Genomic DNA, 26,115 nt, shown 5'->3' on the forward strand with positions numbered 1-26,115 from the left:
CAGCATGACTACCGCGCAAGCCGTCGACGCTCTGGTTCAGGCGCTCGGCACCGAACTCGTGGCCACCGGGCCGGCCATCCCCGATCGGCGACATGGCGACTGGAGCGGCGTCCCGTTCAGCGTGCCGCGCGCCCTGCTGAGGCCCTGCAGCACCGAGCAACTGACGCGCATGCTGCAGATCTGCAATGCCTACGGTCAGCCCGTCGTCGCGCAGGGCGGACTGACCGGCCTTGCCGGCGGCGCCTGCTGCGGTCCCGACGAAGTCGCCGTGAGCCTGGAACGCATGAACGCGATCGAAGAGATCGACCCGGTCTCGGGCACCCTCACCGCGCAGGCCGGTTGCACGCTACAGGCGGTACAGGAAGCCGCCGAGTCAGCCGGCTTCCTGTTCGCGCTCGACCTCGGCGCCCGCGGCACCTGCACCATTGGCGGCAACCTCTCCACCAATGCCGGCGGCAACCGGGTCATCCGCTACGGGACCATGCGCGACCAGGTGTTGGGCATCGAGGCGGTGCTGGCCGACGGCAGCGTGGTCGGAGGCCTTCACAAGATGGTGAAGAACAACACCGGCTACGACTTCCGGCACCTGCTGGCCGGTGCCGAGGGTACGCTGGGCATCGTTACGCGCGTGGTGCTCAAGCTCCATCCGCAGCCGCGCTCGGTGTCCACGGCCTGGTGCGGACTGCCGAACTATGAAGCCGTGACCACTTTGCTCCAACGCGCGAAGGCGGAACTGCCGGGAGGCGTGTCCGCCTTCGAGGTCATGTGGCCCAGCTATCTCGACTTCATGATGGAGAAGGTCAAGGGCTTGCGGCCGCCGTTGCCGGCCCGCTACGCCATGAACGTGCTGATGGAAAGCGCGGGTGCCGACGATGTGCATCACCCCGTGGCTTTCGACGAATTCCTTTCGCGCATGCTGGACGAAGGCGTGATCGGCGACGCCGCCGTTGCGCGTTCCAGCACCAATGCCCGCTCGCTGTGGGCGGTACGCGATGCCACGGCCGAATTTCCGATGCTCCTGCCCGGCATGGCGGCGTTCGACGTGAGTTTCGCGATCGCGGACATCGGCCGTGCCGCGCTCGAATGCGAAGCCCTGTTGCGCGAGCGATGGCCGGACAGCACCGCCCTCGTCTACGGCCATCTCGGCGACGGCAACCTGCACGTGATCGCGCATGCAGACGGCGGCAGTCCGGAGACACGCGCCCAGATCGAAGAACTGGTGTACGACCTGACACGGCGCTATCGCGGCGCCGTTTCCGCCGAGCACGGCATCGGCCTGCTCAAGCGCAAGGTCCTGGGCCACACACGAAGCCCCGCGGAACTGGCGGCCATGCGCGCCGTGAAGAACGCGCTGGACCCCAAAGGCATCCTCAACCCCGGGAAGGTGATCTGAACATGAACGCACCGAAGACCAGGTTCCGCATCTGGGCGCAAGGCGCCACCGACCAGGCGGGCCATCGCACGTATCTCGAACGGCTGCTGCCTCACATGCAGGCGTGCGTCGACCCGGAGTTCGAGGTGGAATTCCACACTACCACGCCTTCGGTGACGACAGTGCACGCGCTGTCCGAGTTCCGTTTCTCGCGCGAGGTGATCCGCAATGCCATCCGCGCCGAGCGGGAGGGCTACGACGCGTTCTTCATGAACCACTTCCAGGACGTCGGCCTGTACGAGGCGCGCGCCTCGGTGAACATCCCGGTGCTGGGGCTGGGCGAGACCAGCCTGCTGCATGCCTGCACGCTCGGGCGCAAGCTGGGACTGCTCTGCATCAATCACGCCTTCATCCCGACGCACACGGACCAGGTGCAGCGCTACGGCCTGCAGCAGCGCGTCGCCGGCATCCGCGCCGTCGACGCCACGATGGCCGACTGGATGGAGGCCTTTGCGTCCACCGCGAAGAAAGCGGAGCTGGAAGAGGTTTTCGTGCGCGAGGCCCGCCGGCTGATGGACCTGGGCGCCGACGTCATCGTGCCGACCGGCGGCATTCCCATGATGCTCTTCGGCGTGCCAGGCGCGCATGTGGACGGGGCTCCCATCGTCAACGGTGTCACCGTGGTCTTGAAGGCGGCCGAGATGGCCGTGAAGCTGCGGCGCCTGGGTGCGGCGGGCACCAGCCGCGTGGCGCATTCCGGGTTCGCATTGCCGAACGAGAAGACGCTCGATGAGTTCCTGAACCATGGCTGATGCAGGCGACAAGGTGCCGGCGTTCAAGGACAGGCTGGTCTTCGACGATGCCGCGGGCGAACTGCGCGACGGACCGCGCCGCTATCTGCTGCTGCGGCCCGATGCGTTGATGACCATGTTTCGACTGCTGCCGCCGGACACCCGCGAACTCGCGCTGAACGCACTGGAGCAGGCGGTGCACCAGCAGGGCTCCGACAGCGCGCGTGCCTACCTGGCACACAGCGGTGGCGACGTCGAGATGCTGCTGACGACCATCGAGCGCACCTCGCCGCAACTCGGCTGGGGCACCTGGCGCTTCGAAACCGACGGTGATCGGCTGCGCCTGGAAGTGCGCAACAGCCCGTTCGCGCACGCCTTCGGTCCTTCGGAGCAGCCGGTCTGCCATGCAGTGAAGGGCATGCTGCGCGGCTTGGCCGACCTTTGGCTCGGTGTCCCGGCACAGAGCGACGAACTGCAGTGCTCGGCGCAGCACCACGCAACCTGCACCTTCGAGGCGAGGCGCACTGTAGGAACTCAGCGAAGATTTCAGTAACTTCCTCAGGGCGGGCGTCCTACGTGCACGCTACTTTTCAGTGGCTTGACGCAGCGAATATGACGCTGTGTGTCGTCGCTGGAAGTTGGCAAATACCAACGTTCTCAATCTGCGCGGTGCGCAAACTGCTTGACCCAGAAACCTTTCGCGTCATCCAATCGGCATGTAACATCTCGAAACTGCGACCGCTTTCAACCCTTCGAGGACCCATGTTCGATTCTTCGCGCATCCGAGAATCTGTTTTGCGTTCGATCATGGCCGTATCGATGAGCGTAGGCGTCGTCGCTACGCACGCGGAGGTCACGGTCCTGGTGAACCCCGGGGACCAGGGCGAACAGTCGCGCGCGTCGGTGCTGACGAGTTGGAAGTCTGCGGTTGAACAAGGGCTACGCAAGCAGCGCGTTGCAGACCCCACAGCGAGCCCCATCTCGCCCTTCGACATGACCGCCGATCTAAGCGCCGTGCGCGCACGTGTACCGGATGTGGTAGTCGGCCCATCGCACCTCATTGGCTCGGCAGTTCGCTACGGCTACACGCCAGTGGTGATGGTTGACCAGCCATCGCGCGCCGTGCTGGTCACGATGACCTCGAGCGACATCGGTTCGTTCGAGCAGTCGTCCGGCAAGCGCCTCGGCCTTCCGCAGCAGGACAGCCTCGTCACCTACCTCATCCGTGGGGAAGCTACTGCGGTCAACACGACTCTGAAGCGCCAGTTCTCGTCCATCTATCAAACTCGGTTCCAGGATGCATTACTGGTCTGCCTGCAACTGCGTCGCTGCGATGTCGTCGGCGTGGAGCGTGTCGTCTTTGATCGCTGGGTGGCCGCGGGCAATCCCGTGAAAGTCATCACGGAGTCGCACGAGGCGCCAGGAATGAGCGTTGCCGTGAAGGACGATCTCAAGCTCAACGTCGACAGCTTGCGTAGCGCGATCGCGGAGGCGATGCCGGGCATTGTCGGTGCCAAGCCCGCAGCGGTCACTCGTGACAACTTCACTTATGTCTCGACGCTCGGGTATTTCACCCCGCGTACGCTCGCAAACGCGAAGGTGGTCGACGCCAAGACCGTTGCCTCGTTGCTTCAGGCCAAGCAGGGCCGCTACATCGACACTCGCAACGATGCCGAGTTCAACGAAGGGCACGTACCGGGCGCCACACTGATCCCGTATGTCGAGAAGTCGAGCAAGGATCCGGATTTCGACGCCGCCGTCGACGCGTTCAATGTCGGTCGTCTCGGGCCTGACAAGGGTGCTCTGCTGATTTTCGGCTGCAATGGCCCGGAGTGCTGGAAGAGCCATAAGGCAAGCATCGCCGCCATCAAGGCCGGTTACACGAACGTCGCCTGGTTCCGCGGCGGCGTTCCCGAATGGCGCTCTGCCGGACTACCTATCGAAACTGGCAAGTCTCCTGTCGCCAACCCGTGAGCATGCGTTCCGCCGTCATTGCGGAACAGCACAATCAGGACTTGATCACCAACCTCCATCTCTACGCATGACATCACAACACGCAGTTGATCCCTCGCGTCGCGCCCTTCTTGGGGCCTCGGCTTCCGCCGTAGCACTGACCGGGCTCGGCCCGTGGCAGCACGCGTTCGCACAAGAAGCCCGCCCGTTGCCCGGCTATGCGGCGTGGAAGGATGCGAGCGCCATGATCGTGCACAGTCCCAACACTATTGAGCTGCGTCGCAGCGCGATGGGCGATGGCGTGATCACGCCGGCCAGTCAGCTCTACGTGCGCAACAACCTGACGCCGCCGAGCCCTGAAATCCTGATCAACAGCGATGCATGGAAAGTCCAGATCGACGGCGTTCGCAATCCGGGCGCATTCACATTGGCCGAACTCAAGAAGATGCCGACCGAGACGGTGACGATGGTCTTGCAGTGCAGCGGCAACGGTCGCGGCATGTTTCCCTCCAAGCCTTCCGGCACGCCCTGGCAGGTCGGTGCGGCCGGCTGCGTCATGTGGACCGGCGTACCCGTGCGCGAGCTGGCGCGCGCACTCGGCGGCACCGATGCCGTGGCGAAGTTCCTCACCGGCACTGGCGGAGAGGTGATTCCGGCCGGGGTCGATCCGAAATCGCGGGTCGAGCGCAGCGTTCCGCTTCCGGCGATGCACGACGCGCTGATCGCATGGGAGCTCAACGGCCAACCGATTCCGCTGGCCCACGGCGGGCCAGTGCGCCTGATCGTGCCTGGCTTCACTGGCGTCAACAGCGTGAAGTACGTGAAACGCATCGCGTTCACTGCAACGGAGTCCGATTCGGCGATCCAGCAGACCGACTACCGCATGAGTGGACCGGATGCGAAAGGGATGAGTCCGTCGGACCCTTCCGTCTGGGAGATGCCTCCGAAGTCCTGGATCAATTCGCCTTTGCCCGAAAGCGGCGCTTTGCGCGCTGGCGCGGCAGTCATCAAGGGTGTCGCGTTCGGCGGCACCAATGCGGTCAGACAGGTCGAAGTTTCGACCGACGGCGGCGCCACTTGGAAGGTGGCATCACTCGTCGGACCTGACCTCGGTCGTTTTGCGTGGCGCGAATTCGTGGCGAATGCCGACCTGAGCTCCGGAACCCATCGGCTGGCCAGCCGAGTGACCGATGTCAAGGGGCGCACGCAACCGGAAGCGCGCATCGAAAACAAGGCCGGCTATCTCAACACCAGCTGGCGCGACCACTCCGTCACGGTGACCGTGGCATGAGGGCGATGCCGGCAACAAGCCGGCGGCGAGGGCTTGCTGTTGCAGTTATCTGGCTGTGCGCGGGATTCGCCGGTCCGTCTTTCGCAGGAGATCCGGCGCTCGCCGAAGGGCGGCAGCTGTTCATCAACGGCGTGGCCCCCGCGCCGACCTGCGGGCTTTGCCACACCTTGAAGGACGCTGGCTCGACCGGGCAGATTGGCCCGAACCTGGACGAGCTCAAGCCGGACACGGCCCGCGTCGCCGCGGTCATTCGCAGCGGCATGGGCCCGATGCCGGCGTTCACCGCGCTGACGGATGCGCAAGTGGCTGCGTTGGCGCGCTACGTCGCCGCGGTTACGAAGCCCTGATCGGCTCGAACACGGCCAGTACGCCCCCCCAGCCCGCCGACGTCTCCCTTTGCTTCCGGCGCTCCCACATCGCACTCAGACGAAGCTGTAGCGCTCCGAGTGGTACTTGGCGAGCGGCACCTTCATCTCGCCCAGCGCCGCCTCGATGGCATCCATCATCACGTTCGGGCCGCAGATGAAGTACTCGTGATCGGCATAGCCAGGCGGCAGGTGACGCCGAAAGACCTCGGCGTTGATGTAGCCCCGCTCGCCCGTCCAGTCCTCCGGCGGCCGCGAGAGCACATGCACCACGGTGAGGTCGATGCGCTTCTGCAGTGCATCCAGTTCCTCGCGGAAGGTGATCGACTCCCAGTCCTTGCTGCCGTAGAGCAGGATCAGCGGCCGCTTGTCGCCCCGGTCGGCCAGCGTGCGGATCATGCTCACCATCGGCGTGATGCCGATGCCGCCCGCGATCAGCACATGCATGTCCGCAGGGTTGCCGATGGTGAATGCGCCATACGGTCCGTCGAGGTAGATGCGATGCCCGACCGGCACCTGGGCGATCGCGCTCGTGAAATCGCCCAGGTTGCGGATCGTCATCGCGACGCTGCCATCGTCGACCTCGGCGCTCGACGAGAACGAGAACGGATGGCCCGTGATCTTGAAAGGGCTGCCCCAAAGCGTCAGCCAGCCGAACTGGCCGGGCCTGAAGCGAAAGCCTGGATGGCCTTCGGGCCGCATCACGAGCGTCGTGGTGTCGCCGCGTTCCCCGCGCACCTCGGCCACCCGGTACGGCCGGCGCAGCATGAAGAGCGGCTTGACGAGGCGCACGTAGAGCAGCAGCGCGATCCAGAAGATCGTCATGCCGATCCACAGGGCGCGCTTCCATGGGTCGGCCAGGTAGAAGCCCCATCCGACCATGTGCAGCAGCCCGCCGCCGACGGCGACCACCGCGAGAACGATATGGGCGATGTGCCAGAACTCGTAGCTGATCCTGAGCTTCGTGCGCCACAGCGCCATGATCACCAGGGTGACGAGCGAGCCGATGGAGATCACTGCGAAGACCGCGCCGAGCGGTACGTCGCGCAGCGACTCGGGCGGCGCGAGCTTCTCCGAGCCTGTCGCCATCAGGATGATCGGATGCACCACCACCAGGCTGACGGCGATCAGCGAAATGCGGCGATGGAAGTGGTAGATGACGTCCTCGCCCCAGGGATCGGTCACATACCGGAATCGCGCCGTGAGGCCGAACTGCAGGCCCATCATCGCGAGCCCCGAGTAGCCGAGCGCGACCGAGAACTCGGTCCAGAAATCACGGCTCGGTGGCAATGCGCCCGTCAGCAGTGCAAGCAGCGGCGCCAGAATGAACAGCAGGTAGATGGCCGACCAGACAGCCTTGCGGGTCATGGCTCACCCCCAGGTTGGCTCACTTCGTGTAGCCGCCCACCCCCTGCAAGGGGGCGATACCTGCAGCCCGGCGAAGCCGGTTCTGCGGTATCCCTGGCTGATGCGCGTTCATTCAGATGCATGTGGTCAGCAGCAGTGGAGGCCCGAGCGCAAGCACCCCGCTCGCGAAGGCGGCGATGGTCACCCAGACGATGGCGTCGTGCAGGAAGCTGCCGGTCTTGCCCGACGCCGGATCGGGCGAGCCTTTGGCGAACTTGCCCCACATCCAGCCGATGACGACCAGGTGCGCGAGGAACGAGACGATGAGGCTCCAGCGCAGTGCGCCGGCCGACCACCCGAACGCGCAGCCGATGGCATGCATGGCGTAGAGCACCACGAGCGCGATGCACCAGACAACGAAGCCGGCTGCGAGCCACCAGAGCCGTCGCGGAGCCACCAATATGGCGCTCATGGCCGCGCTCCCAGGACCGTCACCAGCGCTGGCAGCGCGAGCACCAGTCCCACCGCGATGACGCCGGTCGCCAGCGTGTAGTCGACCCAGAGCCGCGTCAGGCGCAGGTCGGTGTGCCGACGCGGCGACACGAATCCGGCACCGATACGCAGGACGTTGCTGATGAGGAAGATCAGGCCGATGAAAGCATGCAACCCGACGTAGCCCAGCAGGGCCGCGGCCGTCGCGCCAAGAGCGTGCTCGGTCGGTCGCGGCGTGACACCCATGATCAGGCCCACGACGGCGGCGATGGTCACCACCAACACGAGCGCCGTCAGGCCGATCCAGCCGACGGCACCGCGCCCGGCGATGACCGCCTTCAGCGCGCCGCGCGACGTCACCGCAGCGACCACGAGACAGGCGATGGCGCCGAAGGCCATCAGCCGGTTCGGCTCGGGCGGCGTCATCGTCTGCCAGTTGGCGCCGGCCAGCCAGAGATAGAAGGTGCCGAACACCAGCGAAGTGAACAGCGTTCCGTTCGCCACCAGCGTGCAGATCAGCGACAGCCACGCCGGCGAACTGGCCACCTCGGTGTGCGGCGGCACCTCGACGCCCATCCCGACGGGCAGCGGACCGTAGTCGCGCGCGAGACCTGCTCGCTGCCCCGCGAACACGAAGAGCCCGAAAGTGACCAGTGCCAGCGCGAGTGACAGCAGGTAGAACTTGAACAGCAGACCGAGGACCGCCCCACCCGTCACGATGGCGGTCACCAGCGGCAGGTAGGTCGGGTTCGGCAGCACGATCAACTGGTCGGGCTTGCCGCTCGTCGCGTGCACGCCGATCGTCTCCTGCCAGCCGTTGCGTGTGAAGGCCAGGTAGCCTTCGCCGCGGGCAAGCTTCAGCGCAAGATCACCGGGTGCGACGCCATCGGTCTGTGGTCCGACATGCGGGATCGAGGCGAAGGCGTAGGGTGCCGGCGGAATCCGCATCGCCCATTCGAAGGTCTGGGCGCGCCAGGGGTCGCGCCGCACGCGGCGGCCGTAGCGCAACTGCACGAACAGGTCGATCACGAGCAGCCCGAAGCCGATCGTCATCACGAAGCTGCCGACCGACGACAGCAGGTTGAGTGCGTTCCAGCCTTCGTCGCCGTTGTAGGTGTAGATGCGCCGCGGCATGCCCATCAGGCCGGTCAGGTGCATCATGAAGAAGGTCATGTTGAAGCCGATGAAGATCAGCCAGAAAGCCGGCACCGCCAAGCGGTGCACGGCGGCGCGCCCGGTCAGCAGCGGCAGCCAGTAGTAGAGCCCGGCCATCATCGGGAAGGCGAGCGCGCCGGCCACGACGTAGTGCATGTGCGCGACCACGAAATAGGTGTCGTGCGCCTGCCAGTCGAAGGGCACCATCGCGAGCATCACGCCGGTCAGGCCGCCCATCGCGAAGACGAAGAAGAAGCCGAAGATGTAGAGCATCGGCACGTCCCAGCGCGGCCTGCCGTGCGACAGTGTCGCCAGCCACGCGAAGATCTGCACGGCCGTTGGCACCGCGACGATCGCCGACCCCGCCGAGAAGAAAGCCAGCGCCAGGTGCGGAATGCCCACGGTGAACATGTGGTGCACCCAGATGCCGAAGCTCAGGAAGGCAAGCGCGATGATCGCGACGACGATCGCTCGGTAGCCGACCAGTTCGCGGTTGGCGAAGACCGGGATGATGGTCGACAGCACCGCCGCCATCGGCAGGAAGATGATGTAGACGTCCGGATGGCCGAAGAGCCAGAACAGGTGCTGCCACAGCAGCGAGTCTCCACCGCGCGTCGGATCGAAGAAGGGCAGGCCGAAGGCGCGCTCGATCTCCAGCAGGATCGAGCCCAGGATCAGCGGCGGAAAGGCCACGATCATCATCATCGCCGTCACCAGGATGTACCAGGCGAAGATCGGCATGCGGTCGAGCGACATGCCGGGCGCACGCATCTTGAGGATCGAGACGGTGATCTCCATCGCGAGCGACAGCGCCGAGATCTCGACAAAGGTGATGCCGAGCAGCCAGACGTCGGCGTTGAGGCCCGGCGTGAAGACGTTCGAGCTCAGCGGCGTGTACATGAACCACCCGCTGTTGGGCGCCACCCCGACGATCAGCGATACCGTCAGGATCGTGCCGCCGAACAGGTAGCACCAGTAACCATAGGCCGTGAGCCGCGGAAAGGCGAAGTCGCGCGTGCCGAGGATCTTCGGTGTCAGGTAGACGGCGAAGCTCTCCACCATCGGAATGGCGAAGAGGAACAGCATCATCGAGCCGTGCATCGTGAAGACCTGGTTGTAGGTCTCCGGATCGAGGAAGCCTGAGTGCGGCGTCGCCAGTTGCACCCGCGTCAGCATGCCGAGCACGCCGGCGATCGCGAAGAAGGTGAACGACGTGACCATCATCCGCACGCCAATAACCGAATGATTGACCGCGGCGAAGCGCTGCCAGCCCGGCCCGGTGGCCCAGATCCGGTTCAGTTGGCGGTGCAGGCGCAATGCGCTGCCCCTGCTGCCGCCGCTGCCTTGGGCCTGCGGGTCGACGACGGATCCACTCATTGCTTCGCCTCCGGTGCATGGGTCGCCTGCGTCAGCGCGGCGGAAAAGTCCTCCGGTCGATGGACGATGATGACGAAGCGCATGCGCGCATGGCCGATGCCGCAGAACTCGTCGCAGGTCCCTTCGTAGCGGCCCGGCTCGTTGGCCTGGATGCGCAGCCGGTTGACCTTGCCGGGCACCGCGTCGATCTTGCCGGCGAAGCGTGGCGCCCAGAAGGCGTGGATCACGTCCTTGCTGGTCACCACCATGTCGACGGGCGCGCCCGCGGGCAGCAGCAAGACGTTGCGCGTCTCGGCGCCACCGTGCCCGGGGTAGCGGAAGGTCCATGCCCACTGCTGGGCCACGGCCTCGATGCGTTGCGGCGGCGTGCTGCCGGGCAGTGGAATCAGCCGCTCGCCGACGACCAGTCCGTAGGCGAGCAAGGGCAGCAGCACCACCGCAGGAAGGACCAGCCCGCCCATCACGATCCATCGCGTGGGCGAGACGCTCGAACCCCAACCCGGACGCCGGACCACCATGACGAAGAAGGTCATGAGCATCAGGAAGAGAACGGCAGCGCCGATCAGCATCACCCACCACATCGTCGCGATCGAGTGCGCGGCCGGGCCTGAAGGATCGAGCGCGGACAACGGTCCCTTGCAGCCCGCCAATGCCGTCATCGATGCGGCTTGGATGGCCCGGGACAAGACGCTACGATGGCCGCACATCGGCCGAACCCGGCGCGAAGGAGAAGCAGCATGGCGAAAGGCGAGAGGACCCCACCTCCCAGCGAGGTCGTTCTGGAACTGAACCGGCTCGACATGGGCTCGGCGGTGGCACTGGTGGGCCATCCGATCCACGTGATGATGGTTCACTTCCCGGTCGCCTTCGTCGTCGCGACGCTGGGTGTCGATGTCCTCTACTGGTGGACGGGCGATGTGTTCTGGCTGCGCGCCGGACTCTGGTCGGCGGGCGCCGCCTTCTGGACCGGCGTGGCGGCCAGCATCGTCGGCACCGGCGAACTGCTGCTCGTGCGCGGCATCCGATTGCTGGAAGCGAGCTGGTCGCATGCCGTCGCGGCGATGACGCTGGTCGCGATCGCGGGCGCCAACTGGGGCTTGCGGCTGATCGACCCGGTGTCCGTCCTGCCGCACGGCCTGGCCCTCTCTGCCCTCTCCTCGGTGATGGTGGGTTTCGCTGGGTGGCACGGGGGCAAGCTCGTGTTCGATCATGGCGTGGGCATCTTGGTCAGCCCGAAGGACTGATACATCCATTTGCCGAGCGCGCCCGGCTCGAACAGATGCGCGGCCATTGCGTTCGAGTCGATGTGCGGCTTGGCCAGCACCACCCACAGGATGCCGGCGATCACCACCGCATAGGCCGTCATCAGCGCCACATAGGACAGCCATCCGAATCGGCCGGTGGGTGAGAAGAGCTGCAGCAGCACGAGACCGCCCACGACGTGCAGCATCGCCATGAGCCCGACCAGGACCATCTTGATGGAGAACCACTCCACGAAGGTGGCCTGCAGGAAGATCAGGGCCGTCCCGGTGCCGATGGCGATGAAGGCCGCCGGTGAAGTGAGCTCCACGTAGACCAGCCGCGTGACGCGGTGCAGCCGGTCGAGCTCCGGTCCTGCGGCGACGCCCTTGCGCTGCCAGAAGAGGAAGGGCAGGGCCAGCAGCCCGCCCGACCAGATGGCGATCGCGGCCAGATGCGCGAACTTGAGCGCCGTCGTCACAGCGCGGGCTCCCGTGGCCGAAGGCTCGACCACGCGATCCAGAGCCCAGCGCCCAGGTAGGGCAGCATCGCCGGCACCCACATCAGCAGGCCGGCAAGTTGCTGGTCGGTGAGCGGCGTGAGCCCCCAGGCTGCGGTGGTTGCGATGTGCACCCGATAGAGCGGTGCGGACGCGAAGACGATCACCGCGCCCAGGAGACCCATCTGTCCGATCGTCGCCGCCAGCGCCACCAGCCGGGGCCCGGCGTGAACGGCAGGCGCGAGGATCGCGCGCCACATCAGCCAGGCGCTTCCGAGCAGCGAGAGTTGCATCAGCCAATAGGCCGGCACGCTGGCGAGTCCCCACGCATAGGCGCCCGGCGCATGCCAGAGCCAGAGGATGACTGCATGCGCCGTGACCAGCGCAGGCAGCGGCACACGGCTGGCCCGTCGCTGCGGAAAGGCCCTCGCAAGCAGAGGCGCCACGGCCGAGACGAGGATGATGTGGTGCAGCACACGCGCGGAGAACAGTGCCGAAGACAGGGCGCACAGAGGCGAGACGAAGACCACCAGCATCAGTGCGATCGCCGCCCAGCCTGCACGGATGTCCGACGAACGCCGGCTGGACACTGCGAATGCCAGCACGGCGAGGGCTGCAAGCAGCAACGGGTCCGTGTTCCAGCGCGACCAGAGGTCGTCCGGGACCGCGGCGGGACCGCAGTAGGCGATCATGAAATCCATCATGGCTCCATCCTCTTCCCGGTGGGCGGCCGCGCTGCGGTAGGCGGCCGGTCTTGTCTTCGGGGACAGGATAGTCGCGCACGTGCGCGGACTCAAGCGTTGTTCGTTTGCCTTGACAAATGGTCGATGCAAGGACATTGAGGCTCAGTCCTGCCGCGTGGGGTCGTTGAACGCGTCTTGCCGGCGTGCTCGCCCTTCATGCTGCGCGGGCCGGCTTCGTCGCCGATGTTCCCGGGAACAACACAGCGAACGCTCTGCTCGTCGAATAGGAATGATCCGATCGACGGTCCTCTCCTTCGAGTCGTAGTCTCAAGCTGAACAGGGAGTCGTCCTCTTGCCTCTGGAGGAAGTCGGGCCGATGGCATCCGGGACCCCCTGCGGGAACGATGAGACGCGCACGTCGCGCAAAGGATCAGCGTTCGACCACAACGAAGGGAGCTTCAAAAAATGAATCGATACAGAAGCAGGCTGTTCCTGCTGAGTGTTGTCGCCTGCGTTACTGCGTGCGCGACCGCCCGAGTGCCAGAGGCGTCTCCGCAACAGGCCTCTGCAACAGCGCCCATCGCGACGTTCCAAGGGCGGCCCATTGCGGCCGAACTGCCGCCAGAGGTGAAGCGATTGATAGATGGGGTGAGACGCCTTCACGAGCAGCCGGGGCTAATACTGGATCGCGAAGCGATCTACAAGACTCTCGATGTAGCGCCTACCTCATTGTTTGCACCATCGCTCCCCGACGGACGAACGATGACCGAAGAACTCGGGTTCGAGCGTCAGGAGGAGTACGTGAATTGGAAAGCGAGACTGAAGTACTCCGAACTCCCCAAAAGGAAATCATGGAACGTGAGGGTGGAACTGAGCTACGGCAAAGGCTCGAACTGTTATCCCTCACGTCTCGTGGAGTCGTACTGGGGAAAGCCATTCATCTATCGCCCCCTCGGTGTGCATGCGTTCCGAGGTGAACTGCAACGCAAGCAACGGGATCTGCCACCCACAGGACCTCATGACGGAGCGCCCTACAACGCGGAGTTCGGTGCACTCCATGCGAACAGCGCGAACGTGATCTTTTTCATTGGCCTGGGCGGCTGCCTGGTCTCCGTCAGGGCCAGCAACATCTTCAAACTGAAGGAATACAGCGATGACCACATCTACCACGAATGACGCAGTCTTTCAGTCATCGGGAGACGAGCTTGGGGATCGAATCGCGAAGTGCTGGAAGTCGTCAGCGGGCTTGGCGGTCGATTGCCGGCGCTTTTGGAGAGAGTCCAATCACAACGAAGGGAGTTACTAGGAATGAGTCGATGTAGAAGCAGGTTGGTCCTGCTGAGTGTGGTCGCCTGCCTCACGGCCTGCGCGACAACCCAGGTGCCGGAAAAAAAGACCCCACTTGGGGTGCCAGGGATACCGCCGCCGGTGTCCCAGCCCGCAGGCACCCCCAAGCCGCAGGCCACGTCAGCCGCGCCCGTCGTGACTATCGAAGGGCGTCCCATTGCGACCGAGCTACCGCCGGAGGTCAAACGATTGATCGATGGGATGCGACGCCTGCATGAGCAGCCTGGGCTGATTCTCGATCGCGAAGCGATCTACGAGGCACTCGGCGTGAAGGTCACCGAATCGAAGTCGTCACGAAGCACCGAGGGATCGCGATCAATGGGCGAAGGACTTGCCTTTGTTCGCTCGCAGGAGTACCCGAATTGGCGAGGGGCATTGATGTACTCGGAGTTTCCCGAAAGTGAATCGTGGAATGTGAGCGTCGAACTGAGCTACGACCACGGACCGATCTGCTATCCCTCACGTCTCGTCGAGTCGTACTGGGGCAAGCCATTTGTCTATCGACCCTTCGGTGTTCATGCGTTCCGACGCGAACTGCAGCGCAAACAGAGGGGCATGCCACCAACCGAGCCGCACGACGGCGAGCCCTACATCACGTCATTCAGCGCACCCCATGCGAACAGCGCCAGCGTGTCGTTCTTTGTTGCCCCAGGTGGCTGCCTGAGCACAGTCAGGGCTATCAAGCTTTTCAAAGTGAAGGAATACAGCGATGACCACGTCTACCACCAATGACGCGATTTCAAGCACTAGTGAAAGGAGCTACGAAGAATGAATCGAAGTAGAAGCAGGTGGAGCCTGCTGGGCGTTGTCGCATGCGTCGCGGCGTGCGCGACCGCCCGAGTGCAACAGGAAAAGTCCTCGCTCGGAACGACAGGGATACAGCCGCCCCCGTCGTTGATGCCGCAACCCGCCAGCACGCCTCCGCACCAGGCCTCTGCAACAGCGCCAGCCACAACGTTCGAAGGTCGGTCCATCGCGACCGAACTGCCGCCAGAGGTGAAGCGATTGATAGATGGGGTGAGGCGCCTGCATGAGACGCCGGGGCTGATACTGGATCGCGAAGCGATCTATAAAACTCTCGATGTAAAGCCCACCTCACTGTTCGCACCTCCGCGCGTCAGCGGGCGGACTATGACTGAAGAACTGGGCTTCGAGCGGTCGCCGGCGTACGCGAACTGGCGAGGGAGCCTGAAATACTTCGAATTCCCCGAGAGCGGGTCTTGGTCCGTAATCGTCGAACTGCGCTATGGCAATGGTCCGAACTGCTACCCCTCTCGCCTCGTCGAGTCGTACTGGGGCAAGCCCTTCGTCTATCGGCCCCTCGGAGTGCATGCGTTCCGGCGCGAGTTGCAACGCAAGCAACGGGACTTGTTGCCAACAGGGCCGCATGACGGAGGATCGCCCTTCAACGCGGAATTCAGTCCACCGCACGTGAACAGCGCCAGCGTGATTTTCTATGTTGGCCCGGGTAGCTGCCTGGTCAGTGTTACGGCAGGCAGACTCTTCAAATCAAAGGAATATGGCGATGACCAAATTTACCGTCAATGACGCGATCTTCGAGTCAGTGAGAGACGCGCTCGGGAATTGAGTCCCGAAGTCTTAGAAGTCGTCAGTGGGCTTGGAGGTCAATCGCCTGTGCTTTTAGTGAGAGTTCAACAACCAAGGGAGTTGCGAAGAATGAATCGATGTGGAAGCAGGCTGTTCCTGCTGAGTGTTGTCGCATGCCTCACCGCGTGCGCGACGGCCAGAGTGCCGAAGGAGAAGTCTCCGCTCGGGGCGACGGGGATACCGCAGCCCCCGCCCGTGGTGCCGCAACCCATCAGCACGCCGTCGCCGCAGGCATCCGCAGCCGCGCCTGCCGCGATGTTCGAAGGGCGACCCATTGCGACCGAGCTACCGTCAGAGGTAAAGCACGTGATCGATGGCATGCGACGCCTGCACGAGCAGCCCGGATTGATTCTGGACCGCGAAGCGATCTACACGACCCTCGGCGTGAAGGTCACTGAATCGAAGTCTTCGCGAAGCACTGATGGATCGCGAGGAATGGGCGAAGGGCTGGCCTTTGAGCGCTCGCAGGATTTCCCGAATTGGCAAGGGACTCTCATGTATTCCGAGCTCCCCAAAACCGAATCATGGAATGTGGGTGTCGAACTGAGCTACAGCCGTGGCCCGAACTGCTATCCCTCACGCCTCGTCGAGTCGTACTGGGGCAAGCCGTTCATCTATCGACCGTTCGGCGTGCATGCGTTCCGGGGCGAACTCCAGCGCAAGCAAAGGGGAATGCCGCCCACCGGGCCGTATGACGGAGTGCCGTACCAGCCGAGCTTCGCTGCGCAGCACCCGACCAGTGCGGCTGTGATTTTCAGGATTGGCCGTGGCGGATGCTTGAGCAGCATGAAGGCAATTCAACTTTTTAAACTGAAGGAATACAGCGATGACCGCATATACCATCAATGACTCGATCTTCCAACCATTGAGAGATGCTTCAGGGGCCGATCCCGCAGCTCTGCAGGCACTGATCAATGCACTCAATCAAAACTCCTACGCGAATGCCGCCTTCACGCAGGCTGTTCAGCGTGGGGACTTCGTCTTCGAATTGGTCGATCACGACACCTTGGCAAGTAACGGGGCCGGCGCCCTCTACAGCAATGATCGAGGAACAGACGCATTCATCAAACGCGAAAATAAGTTTGCCATCCAGCTCGACAAGGATTGGTTCGTGCCTCAGGATTCGAATCCCGCCACCTTCACGAAGAACTCCAGCACAACCCTCGGCATGCTGATCCAGGAGGCGGACCATTCCAATCGTCAGGCCACCTTCGACGAGGCCTTCAAGATCGCCATCACACCGAGCTATCTCCCGAGCTTGACCGGTGCAGCGCGCGTGGCTGCTTCAGTTGACGCGACGATGAAAGCCGAAGTTGCCGGTTGGTATGCCGAGCTGCAGACGGTGCGAGCGGATCTGGAGCGAGGGCACCTCGACCAGTTCAAGTACGACCTGTACACGAAGGAAGGCACCTCCTTCGGCAAGCTGCTTGCAGTGGAGGCGCAGGGAAAGGCGCTCGGCCTCAGTGGCGAAGCGCTCACCAACTACGTGAGCGATCACGGCAAGCAAGCCATCCCGAGCGACTACGTCGACAGGTACATGTCGTCGTATATCACCCCCGGCATCAATCCAGCGGACGTTCGCGCGCTAATGCCCTATGCCCAGACGAGTGATCCGCTTCGGGTCAAGTCGTACTCGGCGGAAGTAGGCCCCGACGGCGTCTTCAACGCCAATACGACGTACAACAACGGCGACCAGCTCACATATATCGATACCGGACTGTCGTGCCGCGTCATCGAGACGGACAGCGCTTTCAACGACGCCGACTACTCCACGCGCACGTTCATGTATGACTCGCTCGGCCGCCATGACTGGACAGCGGTCTATGACGACCACGGTGGATACACGGGCATTGACTACGACCAGAACAACGAGCGCGCCGACAGCATCTGGCAGATTCACATCGACGGGCTTGGTCGTACTGACTGGATCGCCACTAACGAGGACGACGGCAGTTACACGGGTACGGACTACGACCAGAACAATGAACGCGACGACAGCATCTGGCAAATCCACCTCGATGCACAGGGGCGCGAGGACTGGAAGAACGTTACGTACGACGACGGCCGCCGCTTGTTCGTGGACTTGGATCAAGCGAATGCCACTTCATTGAGCAGCGTTCACCATACTTACGATGCGCAGGGTCGAGAAACCGACTTCGTGGAGTTCAACGACGCCGGCGGCTGGAAATGGGTGGCCCTCGACTACACGGGCATTCAGTCTTGGAGCAGCGCTCACCATACTTACGACGCGCAGGGCCGCGAAACCGACTTCGTGGAGTTCAATGACGCTGGCGGCTGGAAATGGGTCGCCCTGGACTACACGGGCTCCCAGTCGTGGAGCAGCGTTCACCATACTTACGACGCGCAGGGCCGCGAAACCGACTTCGTGGAGTTCAAYGACGCTGGCGGCTGGAAATGGGTCGCCCTGGACTACACGGGCTCCCAGTCGTGGAGCAGCGTCCACCATACTTACGACGCGCAAGGTCGCGAAACCGACTTCGTGGAGTTCAACGACGCTGGCGGCTGGAAATGGGTCGCCCTCGACTACACGGGCACTCAGTCATGGAGCAGCGTTCACCACACCTACGATGCGCAGGGTCGAGAAACCGACTTCGTGGAGTTCAACGATTCCGGCGGCTGGAATTGGGTCGCCCTCAACTACACGGGCTCTCAGCCATGGAGCAGCGTCCACCATCTCAACGATGCACAGGGTCGCGAAGACTTCAACACTTCGTACTTGAACGACGGCCGCCGGACCGTCATCGACTTCGATCAGAATGGAAGCCAGACATGGAGCAGCACCGTCACCAACTACGATGCGTCAGGCAGGAAGGCCACTCAGACGCAATACCACGACAACGGCGACCGCTCCGAGAGAACGTACTTCCCTGAACAGAATCCGAATGCCTTTTCCGAGCAGTACATCTATGCCGATGGACACGGGGCGGGTGGGAAAGTCCTGTTCGACGGCTATAACTCCCGACTCCTCATTGGCGGAAGCGATATGGCAGGTGAATTTGTCGGTAGCCCACACGACCTGTGGCTTCGAGTCGGGGTGACGTACTACTTCGAGGAACCCGACGCCCTTGTCATCGTTGGCCCAATCGAAGGCCCCTTCGATTCAACCGAGGGGTGGTAATGCTTCAGCCGGCGTCCTGCTCGCACAGGCGCCGGATCTCCATAGGAATCGGCACCGCCCGGATCCCGCCACCCTCACGCTTCGCTGCGAAGATCCGCACCTCCTCGCATTCCAGGATCAGATCGTCGCCGCGAGTGATGCGATAGCGCTGCACGAAGCTCTTCTCGCGCCATTCGGAGATGGTGACGGCGATGCCCAGCGTCTCGCCGTAGGTGGCGCTCTTTACGAAGCGCGTGTGCGTGTCGACCAGCGGCGTGCCGATCACGCCCATTGTCTCGGTCGTCTCCTCCCAGCGCGGCACGCCGCGCTCGGCAAAGAAGTGGCGCGAGGCCGCGTCGATCCACCGGAAGAAGTTGGGAAACCAGACGATGCCGGCAGGGTCGCAATCGCCGAACTCGACGCGCACGGTGTAAATAACTTCAGAACTCATGATGTGCCAGTCTTCAAACAGGAATACCGCGGAACCGGCTCCGCCGGGCCGCCGGTATTGCCCCCTTGCAAAGGGGGTAGGCGAAGCGACACGAAGTGCGCGCAGCCTGGGGGATGTCAACAGCTACCCCATTTTCGTGGGCAGCCAAAGCGCGATGATCGGGAACGCGATCAGGATCACCAGCCGCACGATGTCCGTCAGGATGAACGGCAGCACGCCCTTGAAGATGGTCGTGAAGCTCACATCCTTCACCACGCTCTTGATGACGAAGACGTTCATCCCCACCGGCGGATGGATCAGCCCGAGTTCCACCGTCATCACGATGATGACGCCGAACCAGATCGGATCGAAGCCCAGATGCACGATCACCGGGAAGATGATCGGCACGGTCAGGATGATCATCGCCATCGCGTCCATCAGGCAGCCGAGTACGAGGTACATCAGCATGATGAGCGCGAGCACGCCGTAGCGGCCGATGCCCAGGCTCGTCAGGAACTCGGTGAGCTTCTGCGGGCTTTGCGTGATGGTGAGGAAGTAGCCGAACAGTAGTGCGCCGATCAGCACGGTGAAGACCGCCGCCGCCGTGCGCGTGGCCGAGAGCAGGGCTTCGCGGATCTTCGGGCCGTCGAGCTTGCGCCGCAGCAGGCCGAGGATGAAGGCGCCGCTCGCGCCGACGCCGCCCGCCTCGGTCGGCGTGAAGAAGCCGCCGTACAGTCCGCCGATCACAAAGACGAAAAGCACCAGAGGTGCCCACACGTTCTTGAGATCGGCCACGCGTTCGGCCCAGGGCTTGATCTCGCCGCCGGGCAGCCAGTCGGGGCGGACCTTCACGATGATCGCGATGGTCAGCACGTACATCGCCATCGCGAGGATGCCGGGGACAATGCCCGCCATGAAGAGCTTGCCGATGTCCTGTTGCGTGAGGATGGCGTAGACCGCGAGCACCGTCGAAGGCGGCAAGATGGCGCCCAGCGTGCCGCCGGCCGCGATCACGCCGGTCGAGAACGACTGCGGGTAGTTGAAGCGCCGCATCTCCGGATAAGCGACCGCCGAGAAGGTCGCAGCCGTGGCGACCGAAGAACCACAGATCGCCGCGAAGCCGCCACAGGCCAGCACCGTGGCCACGCCGAGGCCGCCGCGCAGGTGGCCAATCATCGAGTTGGCGGCCTTGAAGAGTTCGCGGCTCACGCCGGAGACGGACACCAGGGCGCCCATCAGCATGAACATCGGGATCACGCCGAAGGTGTAGTCGGTCACTGTGCGCATGGAGGTCTGCCCGACCAGCTTGAGCGCGGGGCCGGGGCCGACGATCCATGCGTAGCCTGTGACACCTACCAGCCCCATCGCCATGCCGACCGGCACGCGCAATAGCATCAACGCAAAAAGAACCACGAAGCCCAGAACGGCAATTGCGTCAGTGCTCATTCATCGGCTTTCATTTCAGGCTTCTCGTCATGGAGCAATTCGGGATGGAAGATCAATCGATAGGTGCGGATCGCGATCAACACCACTGCAGAAACATCGCCGAGCCAGGCCACTGCATAGAAGGGCCAGGTCGGGATGTTCATGTCGTAGGTCAGCACGTGGTCGACGTAGGTGGCGCGCACCTTGTCGAACAGCGTGGCGGTCTGCACCGCGACGACGAACAGCAGCACCAGCGTGGCGAACACGTCGATCCACCGCTTCGTGTGCGACCCGGCCGCGGTCCACACGAGGTCGACCGTGATGTGGCCGCCCCGGTAGCTGGTGGCAGCGATACCCCAGAAGATCAGGATGCCGAGCAGCATGCGGCCGAAGTCGTAGGAGTCCGGAATCGAGGTGTCGAAGAACTTCCGAAGAACGACCGCGATGAAGATGTTCAACGCAACGATCCCCACGAACATGGCGGCCAGCCATTCGATCGTGTTGATCATCCGGTCCATAACGTTCTCAGAACGCTTCGTCATTGCATCTCCAACGCGCGATCAGCGGGCAAGCAACGGATCACAGGCTCGATTTGTTTTTGGCGAGGCTGGCCTTGAGCGAATCCATGACTGCCTTCGGATCCTGCCCGACCTTCTTCACGCCTTCCGCCCATTGCGCCTCGCCCGGCGCTGTCGCCTTGCGCCACGCGTCGAGCTGCTCAGGCGTCAGCTTGTAGATCTCATGCCCCGCCTGCGAGGCGATCTTCGCGCGGCCGGCGAATTCGAAGTCGGCCCACGGCGTGGCGACCTTCTCGGCCCACTCGCTGGTGCAGTGGTCGTCGATCACCTTCTTCTGCGCGGGCGACATGCTGTCGTACTTGCTCTGGTTCATGGCCCAGACGAAAGGCGTCACGTAGAGCGGCACGTCCATGTGGTAGCTCACCACCTTGTCGATGCCGAAGAGGCCGATCGAGCCCCACGGGAAGGTGATGGCATCGGCCACGCCACGCTCCAGCATGTCGCGCGACTCGGGCGCGGAGGCCTGCACGTTGGTGCCGCCGAGCGAGGTGACCATCTGGCCGATGGTGCTGGTCGCGGGGCGGATCTTCATGCCCTTGATGTCGGTCGGCAGCGTGATCTTCTTGCGCGCGTGGAAGGTGCCGGGGTCGTGCACGAAGGCGAAGCAGAACTTCACGTCCTTCATCTCCTTGGCGGCGTACTGGCGATACCACTCGTCGATCGCGGCCGTTCCGCCCTTGCCGTTCGAGAACAGGAAGGGGAGCGAGGCGCCCGCCATGATCGGGAAGCGGCCCGGCTGGTAGCCGGGGTTGATGTAGGCGAAGTCGGCAATGCCGTCACGCGCCATGTCGTAGTGGTCGAAGGCCTTGCCCAGTTGCTCCGATGGGAAGAGCGTCGCCGTGATCGTGCCGTTCGATGCCTTCTTGATGTCGTCGGCCCATGCCTGCAGCGAAGGATTCAGCGGATGTTGCGCCGGCACCCAACTCGACATCTTGAGATTGACGGGCTTGTCCTGCGCCTGCACCGGCGCGGCGGCCAGTGCGAGCGCGGCCGAAAGGGCCAGCACGGCGCGGGTGGCGGCCGAGGTCAGGAAGCGGGTTGTCGGCATGGGTTTGTCTCCTAGCGGGTTGGATGGAATCGGCGATTCGACGATGCGCGCTTGTTGTCGTGTTTGTGCGGTGCGCAATCGATTATTTTTCATAAGAGTCGGCAGCGCCGTAAATCGGCGTTTACCTTGAGTCAGCGCGCCTGCGTCGTCGAATGAGGCGGTCGCTTCATCCAGCGGATCGGCTGCGCCTTCACGGGACGCGGCGGTGCGCCGTGGCGGACCAGCGCGGCATCGAGCGCGGTGCCGGCCTCGTCCGCCAGCGCGGCCTCGCGTGCGGCGGCAATCGCTGTCGCACGTGCCGAGGGCGAGGGATCCGGCAATGGCGCAATGGCCAGGTGGTCGATCACGTGAAGCAGGTTGTGCTTGCCGCGCTCGTTGGTGCTGCCGTAGCCCTTGATGAGCCGGCCGCACAGCGCGATCTCTTGCCCCAATCGCCAGTTGGTCCGCGTGCCGCCGACCACCGCGTCGAGCCAGCGGCCGATCAGCGCCTGTTCCTCGGCGAAGCGATGCCCGCGCTTGCGCAGCCAACGCAGCGAGGCCAGCACGCGCAGCGACGCCATGCCGAAAACCGAATGGCTGCCGACCTTGAGCGGCAAGGCCCACGGCGTCTTGCGGCGACGGTCCCACGCGGTCATGCGATGGGCGAGCGAAGCCGGCAGCAGGGCGGCGAACTCGGGCGTGCCTGGCTTGAAGTGGTCGTACACCTTGACGATGTCGTCGTCTCCCGCCTTCACCTCGTCGCGCACCCGCCGCGCCCGGCTGGCGCGGCTCTTGAGTTCGGCCACTCGCACGATGTCGTCGAAGGCCATCCACAGTGCGAGCCAGCGCGCCATCTCGCGGGTGATCGCAAAGCCTTCGACACCGGCAGGGTCAACGGCACGTTCCGCGGCAAGCACCTTCTGCAGCCGCTCCATGTACAGCATGGCGTAGTTCGCATCTTGGTAGTCGAGGACCCGCGCGTGGCCGAGCGCAAGCATGTCATGCACCGAGGGCGGGAACAGGCTGGCGACGGCTGCCGGCAGGCTCTGCGGGGCCGGCGAATCGCTCGCGTCCGTTGCCAGCAGGCTCGTGACCAGCGCAGCTTGCCGGCGAGGGGTGTCCACGGCGTCCAAGGCTTTCGCAAAGCCGCGCAGGCTGGCGGCCGCTGCCTTGCCGACCTTGTCGGGTGCGCTGGTGTCCCCGCCGCGCACCACGCGTTCATACGCCTCGAGCGGAAACGGAAACAGCCCGCTGCCTGCGATGGCGCCGAGCATCACCGCGCTCACGACTGTTCCGGCTTCGCGTGCCACCCCACTCATGTCGAACACGTGATGCTCGCGGCTGAAGGCCTTGACGACGTCGAGCAGGCGTTGCGCATCGGCACGGCCGTCCCCGGGCTGCATGCGTTCGGCGGTGGTGAGCGTGCGGCCCGAGGAGGTGATGACGAGCGTCCGGTCGGGCGAACTCATGCCGTTGCCGATCTGGCGCGTCGTCTCCAGTAATTCGGAGGAGACGATGGCGTCCAGCGCACCCGGCACCGGGCTCAGGCTGAAGACGGGCTTGCGCCCGCCGAGTTCGGCCAGCGGCACCGGGAACACTTCGACGTAGTAGGTCGTAGCGCCGGTGCGCTGCGCGACACCAGGGATCGACGTGCTCTGTGCGGCGTAGCCGGCATGGCGCGCGGTGTCGACCAGCCATTCGGTCAACACGCCGCCGCCTTCGCCGCCGAGGGCGCAGATCAACAAGGTGATGGGTTGGGTGCGGTTCATCGTCGTCATGCGGGTTGAAGGGCGCGCACCACGGCACCGCGCAGGCTGTGAAGAAGACGTTCGTGCCACTTGGGGTTCTGCACCACCTCGGCGCGATAGAAACTGGGGCACAGCGTCGCCGCATGCGCATTGGCGCCGCACAGGCCGCAGCCGACGCATCCATCGATCACGACCGCCACCGGATCGACCTTGAGCGGGTCCGGGTTGTCCTTGATCGTGAGCGTCGGGCAGCCCGACAGGCGGATGCAGGCGTGGTCGCCGTTGCATACGTCCTCGTCGACGCCGTACTTCACGCGCACCACGCGCTCGCCCTTCTTCAACAAGCTGGCGATCCAGGGCTTGATGCGGCGCTGGCGCTCGAGCTGGCATTCGCCCTCGCCGATGATGACCTTCAGGCCGTTGAAGTCGCTCGTGAACGCTTCGTTGAGCGTCTTGCGCATCCTGTCGACGTCGTAGGTATGGACGGTGCGCAGCCACTGCACGCCGAGGCCCCTCAGCGTCGATTCGATGGTCTGGTTCTTGTCGACCAGGCTCTGCTGCTTGTCGACGGCGTGCGCCTTCATCTCGTCGTCGGGCGTCGAGATGATGTTTTGCGTGCCGGTGGCCGAGGTGTAGCCGTTCTTGAAGATCAGCAATACTGCGTCGTCGCCGTTGAAGAGTGCGCTTTGCACACCGGTGAGCAGGCCGTTGTGCCAGAAGCCGCCGTCGCCCATGATCGACAGCGCCCTGCGCTGCATCATCGGCGAGACGCCGGCGCGGCTGGCGAGGCTCATGCCGTAGCCGAGGATCGAGTGCCCCATCGAGAAGGGCTCGAAGGTGCCAAAGGCATGGCAACCGATGTCGGCCGCGATGTGCACCGGCCCGCTATCCTGCTGCGCCAGCTTGAGCGCCGCGAACACCGGCCGCTCGGGGCAGCCGATGCAGAAGCTCGGCGGGCGGTTCGGCAGTGGCGCCTCCAGCTTCGTTGCCACGGCGGCGCGCCGGTCGCGGTTGCCCGTGAGCCATCCTTTCGCCGAATCCTGCGCGTGTTCGGGCAGGTAGCGCGCGGCGAACTGGCTCACGCCCGTCGCCAGCACCTCGACGCCGTATTCGCCCGCGGCCGGCAGCATGTCGCAGCCGTGCAGGAAAGTCCGGATGTCGCGGCGGCGCAGCAGCGTGGCGATTTCCTGCTCGATGTATTCGGGCTGGCCTTCCTCGGCCACCAGCACCGCGCGCTTGCCCGCGCAGAAATCTGCGACTTCATCGGGCACCAGCGGATAGGCGACGTTCAGCACCAGCAAGGGGATGTCGGTCGCGCCGAAGGCGTCCGCAAGTCCGAGTTGCTGCAGGCTGCGGATGAGCGCGTTGTAGAGCCCGCCCTGCACCACGATGCCGAGGTCGGCGTGCGTTCCGGGGATCAGTTCGTTGAGCTTGTGCTCGGCGATGTAGCGGCGGGCGGCGGGCAGTCGTTCCTCGCCCTTGAGCTTCTCGTGCCTGAAGGTCACGGGCGGGTGCGCGAGCCGCATGTAGTCGAAGCCAGCAGGCTCTTCCATCAGCGCACGCGTCGAGATCGGCGGCGGCAGGTTGGCCTTGCATTCGAAGCTGCCGCGCACGTGGCAGGTGCGGATGCGCAGTTCCATCATGCAGGGCATGTTCGAGGTCTCGGACAGCCGGAAGCCGTGCTCGACCATGTTCACCATCACGCCCAGGTCGGGCCGCGGATCGAGCAGGCACATGCTCGACTTGAGCGCGTAGGCATGCGTGCGCTCCTGGATGACGGAGGCGCCCTCGCCGTAGTCCTCGCCGACCACGATCAGCACGCCGCCCTTGACGCCGGGCGACGAGAGGTTGGACAGCGCATCGGCCGCGACATTGGTGCCGACGATCGACTTCCAGGTCACGGCGCCGCGCAGCGGGTAGTGGATCGACGCGCCGAGCATCGCCGCCGCAGAGGCCTCGTTGGAGCAGGCCTCCACGTGCACGCCCAGTTCGTCCATGTACGGCTTGGCCTGCACCATGACGTCGAGCAGGTGTGACACCGGCGCGCCCTGGTAGCCGCCGACGTAGGCCACGCCCGATTGCAGCAACCCCTTGGTGATGGCGAGGATGCCCTCGCCATGAAAGGTGTCGCCCGCGCCGAGGCGCAGGGCCTCGATTTCCTTGCTGAATGAAACTTCCACGCGTCTTGACTCCGTGAGCCTGTTGCTATCGTTGGGTTCGGGTGCGCGGAACCGGCGTCGCACGTTGCCGACGCCGCCTTTCGCGAACCG

24 protein-coding genes are annotated in these 26,115 nt (G+C 64.3%); 12 read left to right on the forward strand and 12 right to left on the reverse strand.

Annotated features, from left to right (window positions below):
• Positions 1-4 precede the first annotated feature (4 nt).
• The 6 genes from AC1D3B_RS20020 (at position 5) to sorU (ending at position 5,754) form a co-directional block, all read left to right on the forward strand.
• Complete coding sequence (locus AC1D3B_RS20020; RefSeq protein ID WP_478192409.1) at positions 5-1,393, forward strand: FAD-binding oxidoreductase; 1,389 nt, start codon at positions 5-7, stop codon at positions 1,391-1,393.
• 2 nt (positions 1,394-1,395) lie between these two features.
• The gene (locus AC1D3B_RS20025; protein WP_478192410.1) at positions 1,396-2,184 is read left to right on the forward strand and encodes an aspartate/glutamate racemase family protein; all 789 of its coding nucleotides are present in this window, start codon (positions 1,396-1,398) and stop codon (positions 2,182-2,184) included.
• Positions 2,177-2,716 (forward strand): V4R domain-containing protein, encoded by a 540-nt coding sequence (locus AC1D3B_RS20030; RefSeq protein WP_478192411.1) that lies wholly within the window; start codon positions 2,177-2,179, stop codon positions 2,714-2,716. The genes AC1D3B_RS20025 and AC1D3B_RS20030 overlap by 8 nt, the downstream gene beginning before the upstream one ends.
• Before the next feature lie 209 nt (positions 2,717-2,925).
• Positions 2,926-4,137: a rhodanese-like domain-containing protein gene (locus tag AC1D3B_RS20035; protein ID WP_478192412.1), complete on the forward strand. Its 1,212-nt coding sequence runs from the start codon at positions 2,926-2,928 to the stop codon at positions 4,135-4,137.
• A 67-nt stretch (positions 4,138-4,204) separates the two neighbouring features.
• Positions 4,205-5,407, forward strand: coding sequence for a SorT family sulfite dehydrogenase catalytic subunit (gene sorT / locus AC1D3B_RS20040; RefSeq protein ID WP_478192413.1), 1,203 nt, complete (start codon positions 4,205-4,207; stop codon positions 5,405-5,407).
• A gap of 5 nt (positions 5,408-5,412) precedes the next feature.
• Positions 5,413-5,754, forward strand: a complete 342-nt coding sequence (gene sorU, locus AC1D3B_RS20045) for a SorU family sulfite dehydrogenase c-type cytochrome subunit (protein WP_478192414.1) — start codon at positions 5,413-5,415, stop codon at positions 5,752-5,754.
• A gap of 75 nt (positions 5,755-5,829) precedes the next feature.
• Here sorU and AC1D3B_RS20050 read toward each other — a convergent pair whose 3' ends face one another.
• From AC1D3B_RS20050 to coxB, 4 genes are all read right to left on the reverse strand, one after another.
• Entirely contained in the window at positions 5,830-7,140 is a 1,311-nt protein-coding gene (locus AC1D3B_RS20050; RefSeq protein WP_478192415.1) for a ferredoxin reductase family protein, read from the reverse strand.
• A 112-nt stretch (positions 7,141-7,252) separates the two neighbouring features.
• A complete protein-coding gene (locus tag AC1D3B_RS20055; protein WP_478192416.1) occupies positions 7,253-7,591 on the reverse strand; it encodes a hypothetical protein in 339 nt (112 codons plus the stop codon).
• Positions 7,588-10,143: a cytochrome c oxidase subunit I gene (ctaD, locus tag AC1D3B_RS20060; protein ID WP_478192417.1), complete on the reverse strand. Its 2,556-nt coding sequence runs from the start codon at positions 10,141-10,143 to the stop codon at positions 7,588-7,590. Before ctaD ends, AC1D3B_RS20055 begins: the two co-directional genes overlap by 4 nt.
• On the reverse strand, positions 10,140-10,802 hold the full coding sequence (gene coxB / locus AC1D3B_RS20065) for a cytochrome c oxidase subunit II (RefSeq protein ID WP_478192418.1): 663 nt from the start codon (positions 10,800-10,802) through the stop codon (positions 10,140-10,142). The genes ctaD and coxB overlap by 4 nt, the downstream gene beginning before the upstream one ends.
• 78 nt (positions 10,803-10,880) lie before the next feature.
• On the opposite strand from coxB, the gene AC1D3B_RS20070 reads away from it, so the two are divergent.
• Positions 10,881-11,387, forward strand: coding sequence for a DUF2231 domain-containing protein (locus AC1D3B_RS20070; protein WP_478192419.1), 507 nt, complete (start codon positions 10,881-10,883; stop codon positions 11,385-11,387).
• On the opposite strand, the gene AC1D3B_RS20075 is transcribed toward AC1D3B_RS20070, so the two are convergent.
• Together AC1D3B_RS20075 and AC1D3B_RS20080 are read right to left on the reverse strand one after the other, a co-directional pair.
• Positions 11,351-11,863 carry a CopD family protein gene (locus AC1D3B_RS20075; RefSeq protein WP_478192420.1) on the reverse strand — a complete coding sequence of 171 codons (513 nt, stop codon included), beginning with the start codon at positions 11,861-11,863 and terminating at the stop codon, positions 11,351-11,353. The genes AC1D3B_RS20070 and AC1D3B_RS20075 overlap by 37 nt on opposite strands.
• Entirely contained in the window at positions 11,860-12,585 is a 726-nt protein-coding gene (locus AC1D3B_RS20080; RefSeq protein WP_478192421.1) for a cytochrome c oxidase assembly protein, read from the reverse strand. The genes AC1D3B_RS20075 and AC1D3B_RS20080 overlap by 4 nt, the downstream gene beginning before the upstream one ends.
• A gap of 741 nt (positions 12,586-13,326) precedes the next feature.
• On the opposite strand from AC1D3B_RS20080, the gene AC1D3B_RS20085 reads away from it, so the two are divergent.
• The 5 genes from AC1D3B_RS20085 (at position 13,327) to AC1D3B_RS20105 (ending at position 18,658) form a co-directional block, all read left to right on the forward strand.
• On the forward strand, positions 13,327-13,740 hold the full coding sequence (locus AC1D3B_RS20085) for a hypothetical protein (protein ID WP_478192422.1): 414 nt from the start codon (positions 13,327-13,329) through the stop codon (positions 13,738-13,740).
• 153 nt (positions 13,741-13,893) lie between these two features.
• Positions 13,894-14,643 (forward strand): hypothetical protein, encoded by a 750-nt coding sequence (locus AC1D3B_RS20090; protein WP_478192423.1) that lies wholly within the window; start codon positions 13,894-13,896, stop codon positions 14,641-14,643.
• Between the two features lie 399 nt (positions 14,644-15,042).
• The gene (locus tag AC1D3B_RS20095; protein WP_478192424.1) at positions 15,043-15,459 is read left to right on the forward strand and encodes a hypothetical protein; all 417 of its coding nucleotides are present in this window, start codon (positions 15,043-15,045) and stop codon (positions 15,457-15,459) included.
• 255 nt (positions 15,460-15,714) lie between these two features.
• Positions 15,715-16,368 carry a hypothetical protein gene (locus tag AC1D3B_RS20100; RefSeq protein ID WP_478192425.1) on the forward strand — a complete coding sequence of 218 codons (654 nt, stop codon included), beginning with the start codon at positions 15,715-15,717 and terminating at the stop codon, positions 16,366-16,368.
• The gene (locus tag AC1D3B_RS20105; RefSeq protein WP_478192426.1) at positions 16,346-18,658 is read left to right on the forward strand and encodes a hypothetical protein; all 2,313 of its coding nucleotides are present in this window, start codon (positions 16,346-16,348) and stop codon (positions 18,656-18,658) included. Before AC1D3B_RS20100 ends, AC1D3B_RS20105 begins: the two co-directional genes overlap by 23 nt.
• A gap of 4 nt (positions 18,659-18,662) precedes the next feature.
• On the opposite strand, the gene AC1D3B_RS20110 is transcribed toward AC1D3B_RS20105, so the two are convergent.
• The 6 genes from AC1D3B_RS20110 to AC1D3B_RS20135 all read right to left on the reverse strand — a co-directional run bounded on the left by AC1D3B_RS20110 (position 18,663) and on the right by AC1D3B_RS20135 (position 26,025).
• Complete coding sequence (locus AC1D3B_RS20110) at positions 18,663-19,088, reverse strand: acyl-CoA thioesterase (RefSeq protein WP_478192427.1); 426 nt, start codon at positions 19,086-19,088, stop codon at positions 18,663-18,665.
• Positions 19,089-19,211: 123 nt separating this feature from the next.
• The gene (locus AC1D3B_RS20115) at positions 19,212-20,513 is read right to left on the reverse strand and encodes a TRAP transporter large permease (RefSeq protein WP_478192428.1); all 1,302 of its coding nucleotides are present in this window, start codon (positions 20,511-20,513) and stop codon (positions 19,212-19,214) included.
• Positions 20,510-21,034 (reverse strand): TRAP transporter small permease, encoded by a 525-nt coding sequence (locus AC1D3B_RS20120; protein ID WP_478192429.1) that lies wholly within the window; start codon positions 21,032-21,034, stop codon positions 20,510-20,512. The genes AC1D3B_RS20115 and AC1D3B_RS20120 overlap by 4 nt, the downstream gene beginning before the upstream one ends.
• A gap of 37 nt (positions 21,035-21,071) precedes the next feature.
• A complete protein-coding gene (locus AC1D3B_RS20125; protein ID WP_478192430.1) occupies positions 21,072-22,118 on the reverse strand; it encodes a TRAP transporter substrate-binding protein in 1,047 nt (348 codons plus the stop codon).
• A 131-nt stretch (positions 22,119-22,249) separates the two neighbouring features.
• Positions 22,250-23,866 carry an indolepyruvate oxidoreductase subunit beta family protein gene (locus AC1D3B_RS20130; RefSeq protein ID WP_478192431.1) on the reverse strand — a complete coding sequence of 539 codons (1,617 nt, stop codon included), beginning with the start codon at positions 23,864-23,866 and terminating at the stop codon, positions 22,250-22,252.
• A gap of 5 nt (positions 23,867-23,871) precedes the next feature.
• On the reverse strand, positions 23,872-26,025 hold the full coding sequence (locus tag AC1D3B_RS20135) for a thiamine pyrophosphate-dependent enzyme (protein ID WP_478192432.1): 2,154 nt from the start codon (positions 26,023-26,025) through the stop codon (positions 23,872-23,874).
• Positions 26,026-26,115: the final 90 nt, after the last annotated feature.

This window comes from Variovorax sp. P5_A3 (assembly GCF_056400665.1).

Excerpts from the sequence above, each read along its gene's own strand:
- AC1D3B_RS20020 (WP_478192409.1), top strand. The coding sequence starts at position 5 with ATGACTACCGCGCAAGCCGTCGACGCTCTGGTTCAGGCGCTCGGCACC.
- AC1D3B_RS20025 (WP_478192410.1), top strand. The coding sequence starts at position 1,396 with ATGAACGCACCGAAGACCAGGTTCCGCATCTGGGCGCAAGGCGCCACC.
- AC1D3B_RS20030 (WP_478192411.1), top strand. The coding sequence starts at position 2,177 with ATGGCTGATGCAGGCGACAAGGTGCCGGCGTTCAAGGACAGGCTGGTC.
- AC1D3B_RS20035 (WP_478192412.1), top strand. The coding sequence starts at position 2,926 with ATGTTCGATTCTTCGCGCATCCGAGAATCTGTTTTGCGTTCGATCATG.
- sorT (WP_478192413.1), top strand. The coding sequence starts at position 4,205 with ATGACATCACAACACGCAGTTGATCCCTCGCGTCGCGCCCTTCTTGGG.
- sorU (WP_478192414.1), top strand. The coding sequence starts at position 5,413 with ATGCCGGCAACAAGCCGGCGGCGAGGGCTTGCTGTTGCAGTTATCTGG.
- AC1D3B_RS20050 (WP_478192415.1), bottom strand. The coding sequence starts at position 7,140 with ATGACCCGCAAGGCTGTCTGGTCGGCCATCTACCTGCTGTTCATTCTG.
- AC1D3B_RS20055 (WP_478192416.1), bottom strand. The coding sequence starts at position 7,591 with ATGAGCGCCATATTGGTGGCTCCGCGACGGCTCTGGTGGCTCGCAGCC.
- ctaD (WP_478192417.1), bottom strand. The coding sequence starts at position 10,143 with ATGAGTGGATCCGTCGTCGACCCGCAGGCCCAAGGCAGCGGCGGCAGC.
- coxB (WP_478192418.1), bottom strand. The coding sequence starts at position 10,802 with ATGACGGCATTGGCGGGCTGCAAGGGACCGTTGTCCGCGCTCGATCCT.
- AC1D3B_RS20070 (WP_478192419.1), top strand. The coding sequence starts at position 10,881 with ATGGCGAAAGGCGAGAGGACCCCACCTCCCAGCGAGGTCGTTCTGGAA.
- AC1D3B_RS20080 (WP_478192421.1), bottom strand. The coding sequence starts at position 12,585 with ATGATGGATTTCATGATCGCCTACTGCGGTCCCGCCGCGGTCCCGGAC.
- AC1D3B_RS20085 (WP_478192422.1), top strand. The coding sequence starts at position 13,327 with ATGACCGAAGAACTCGGGTTCGAGCGTCAGGAGGAGTACGTGAATTGG.
- AC1D3B_RS20095 (WP_478192424.1), top strand. The coding sequence starts at position 15,043 with ATGACTGAAGAACTGGGCTTCGAGCGGTCGCCGGCGTACGCGAACTGG.
- AC1D3B_RS20110 (WP_478192427.1), bottom strand. The coding sequence starts at position 19,088 with ATGAGTTCTGAAGTTATTTACACCGTGCGCGTCGAGTTCGGCGATTGC.
- AC1D3B_RS20115 (WP_478192428.1), bottom strand. The coding sequence starts at position 20,513 with ATGAGCACTGACGCAATTGCCGTTCTGGGCTTCGTGGTTCTTTTTGCG.
- AC1D3B_RS20120 (WP_478192429.1), bottom strand. The coding sequence starts at position 21,034 with ATGACGAAGCGTTCTGAGAACGTTATGGACCGGATGATCAACACGATC.
- AC1D3B_RS20125 (WP_478192430.1), bottom strand. The coding sequence starts at position 22,118 with ATGCCGACAACCCGCTTCCTGACCTCGGCCGCCACCCGCGCCGTGCTG.
- AC1D3B_RS20130 (WP_478192431.1), bottom strand. The coding sequence starts at position 23,866 with ATGAACCGCACCCAACCCATCACCTTGTTGATCTGCGCCCTCGGCGGC.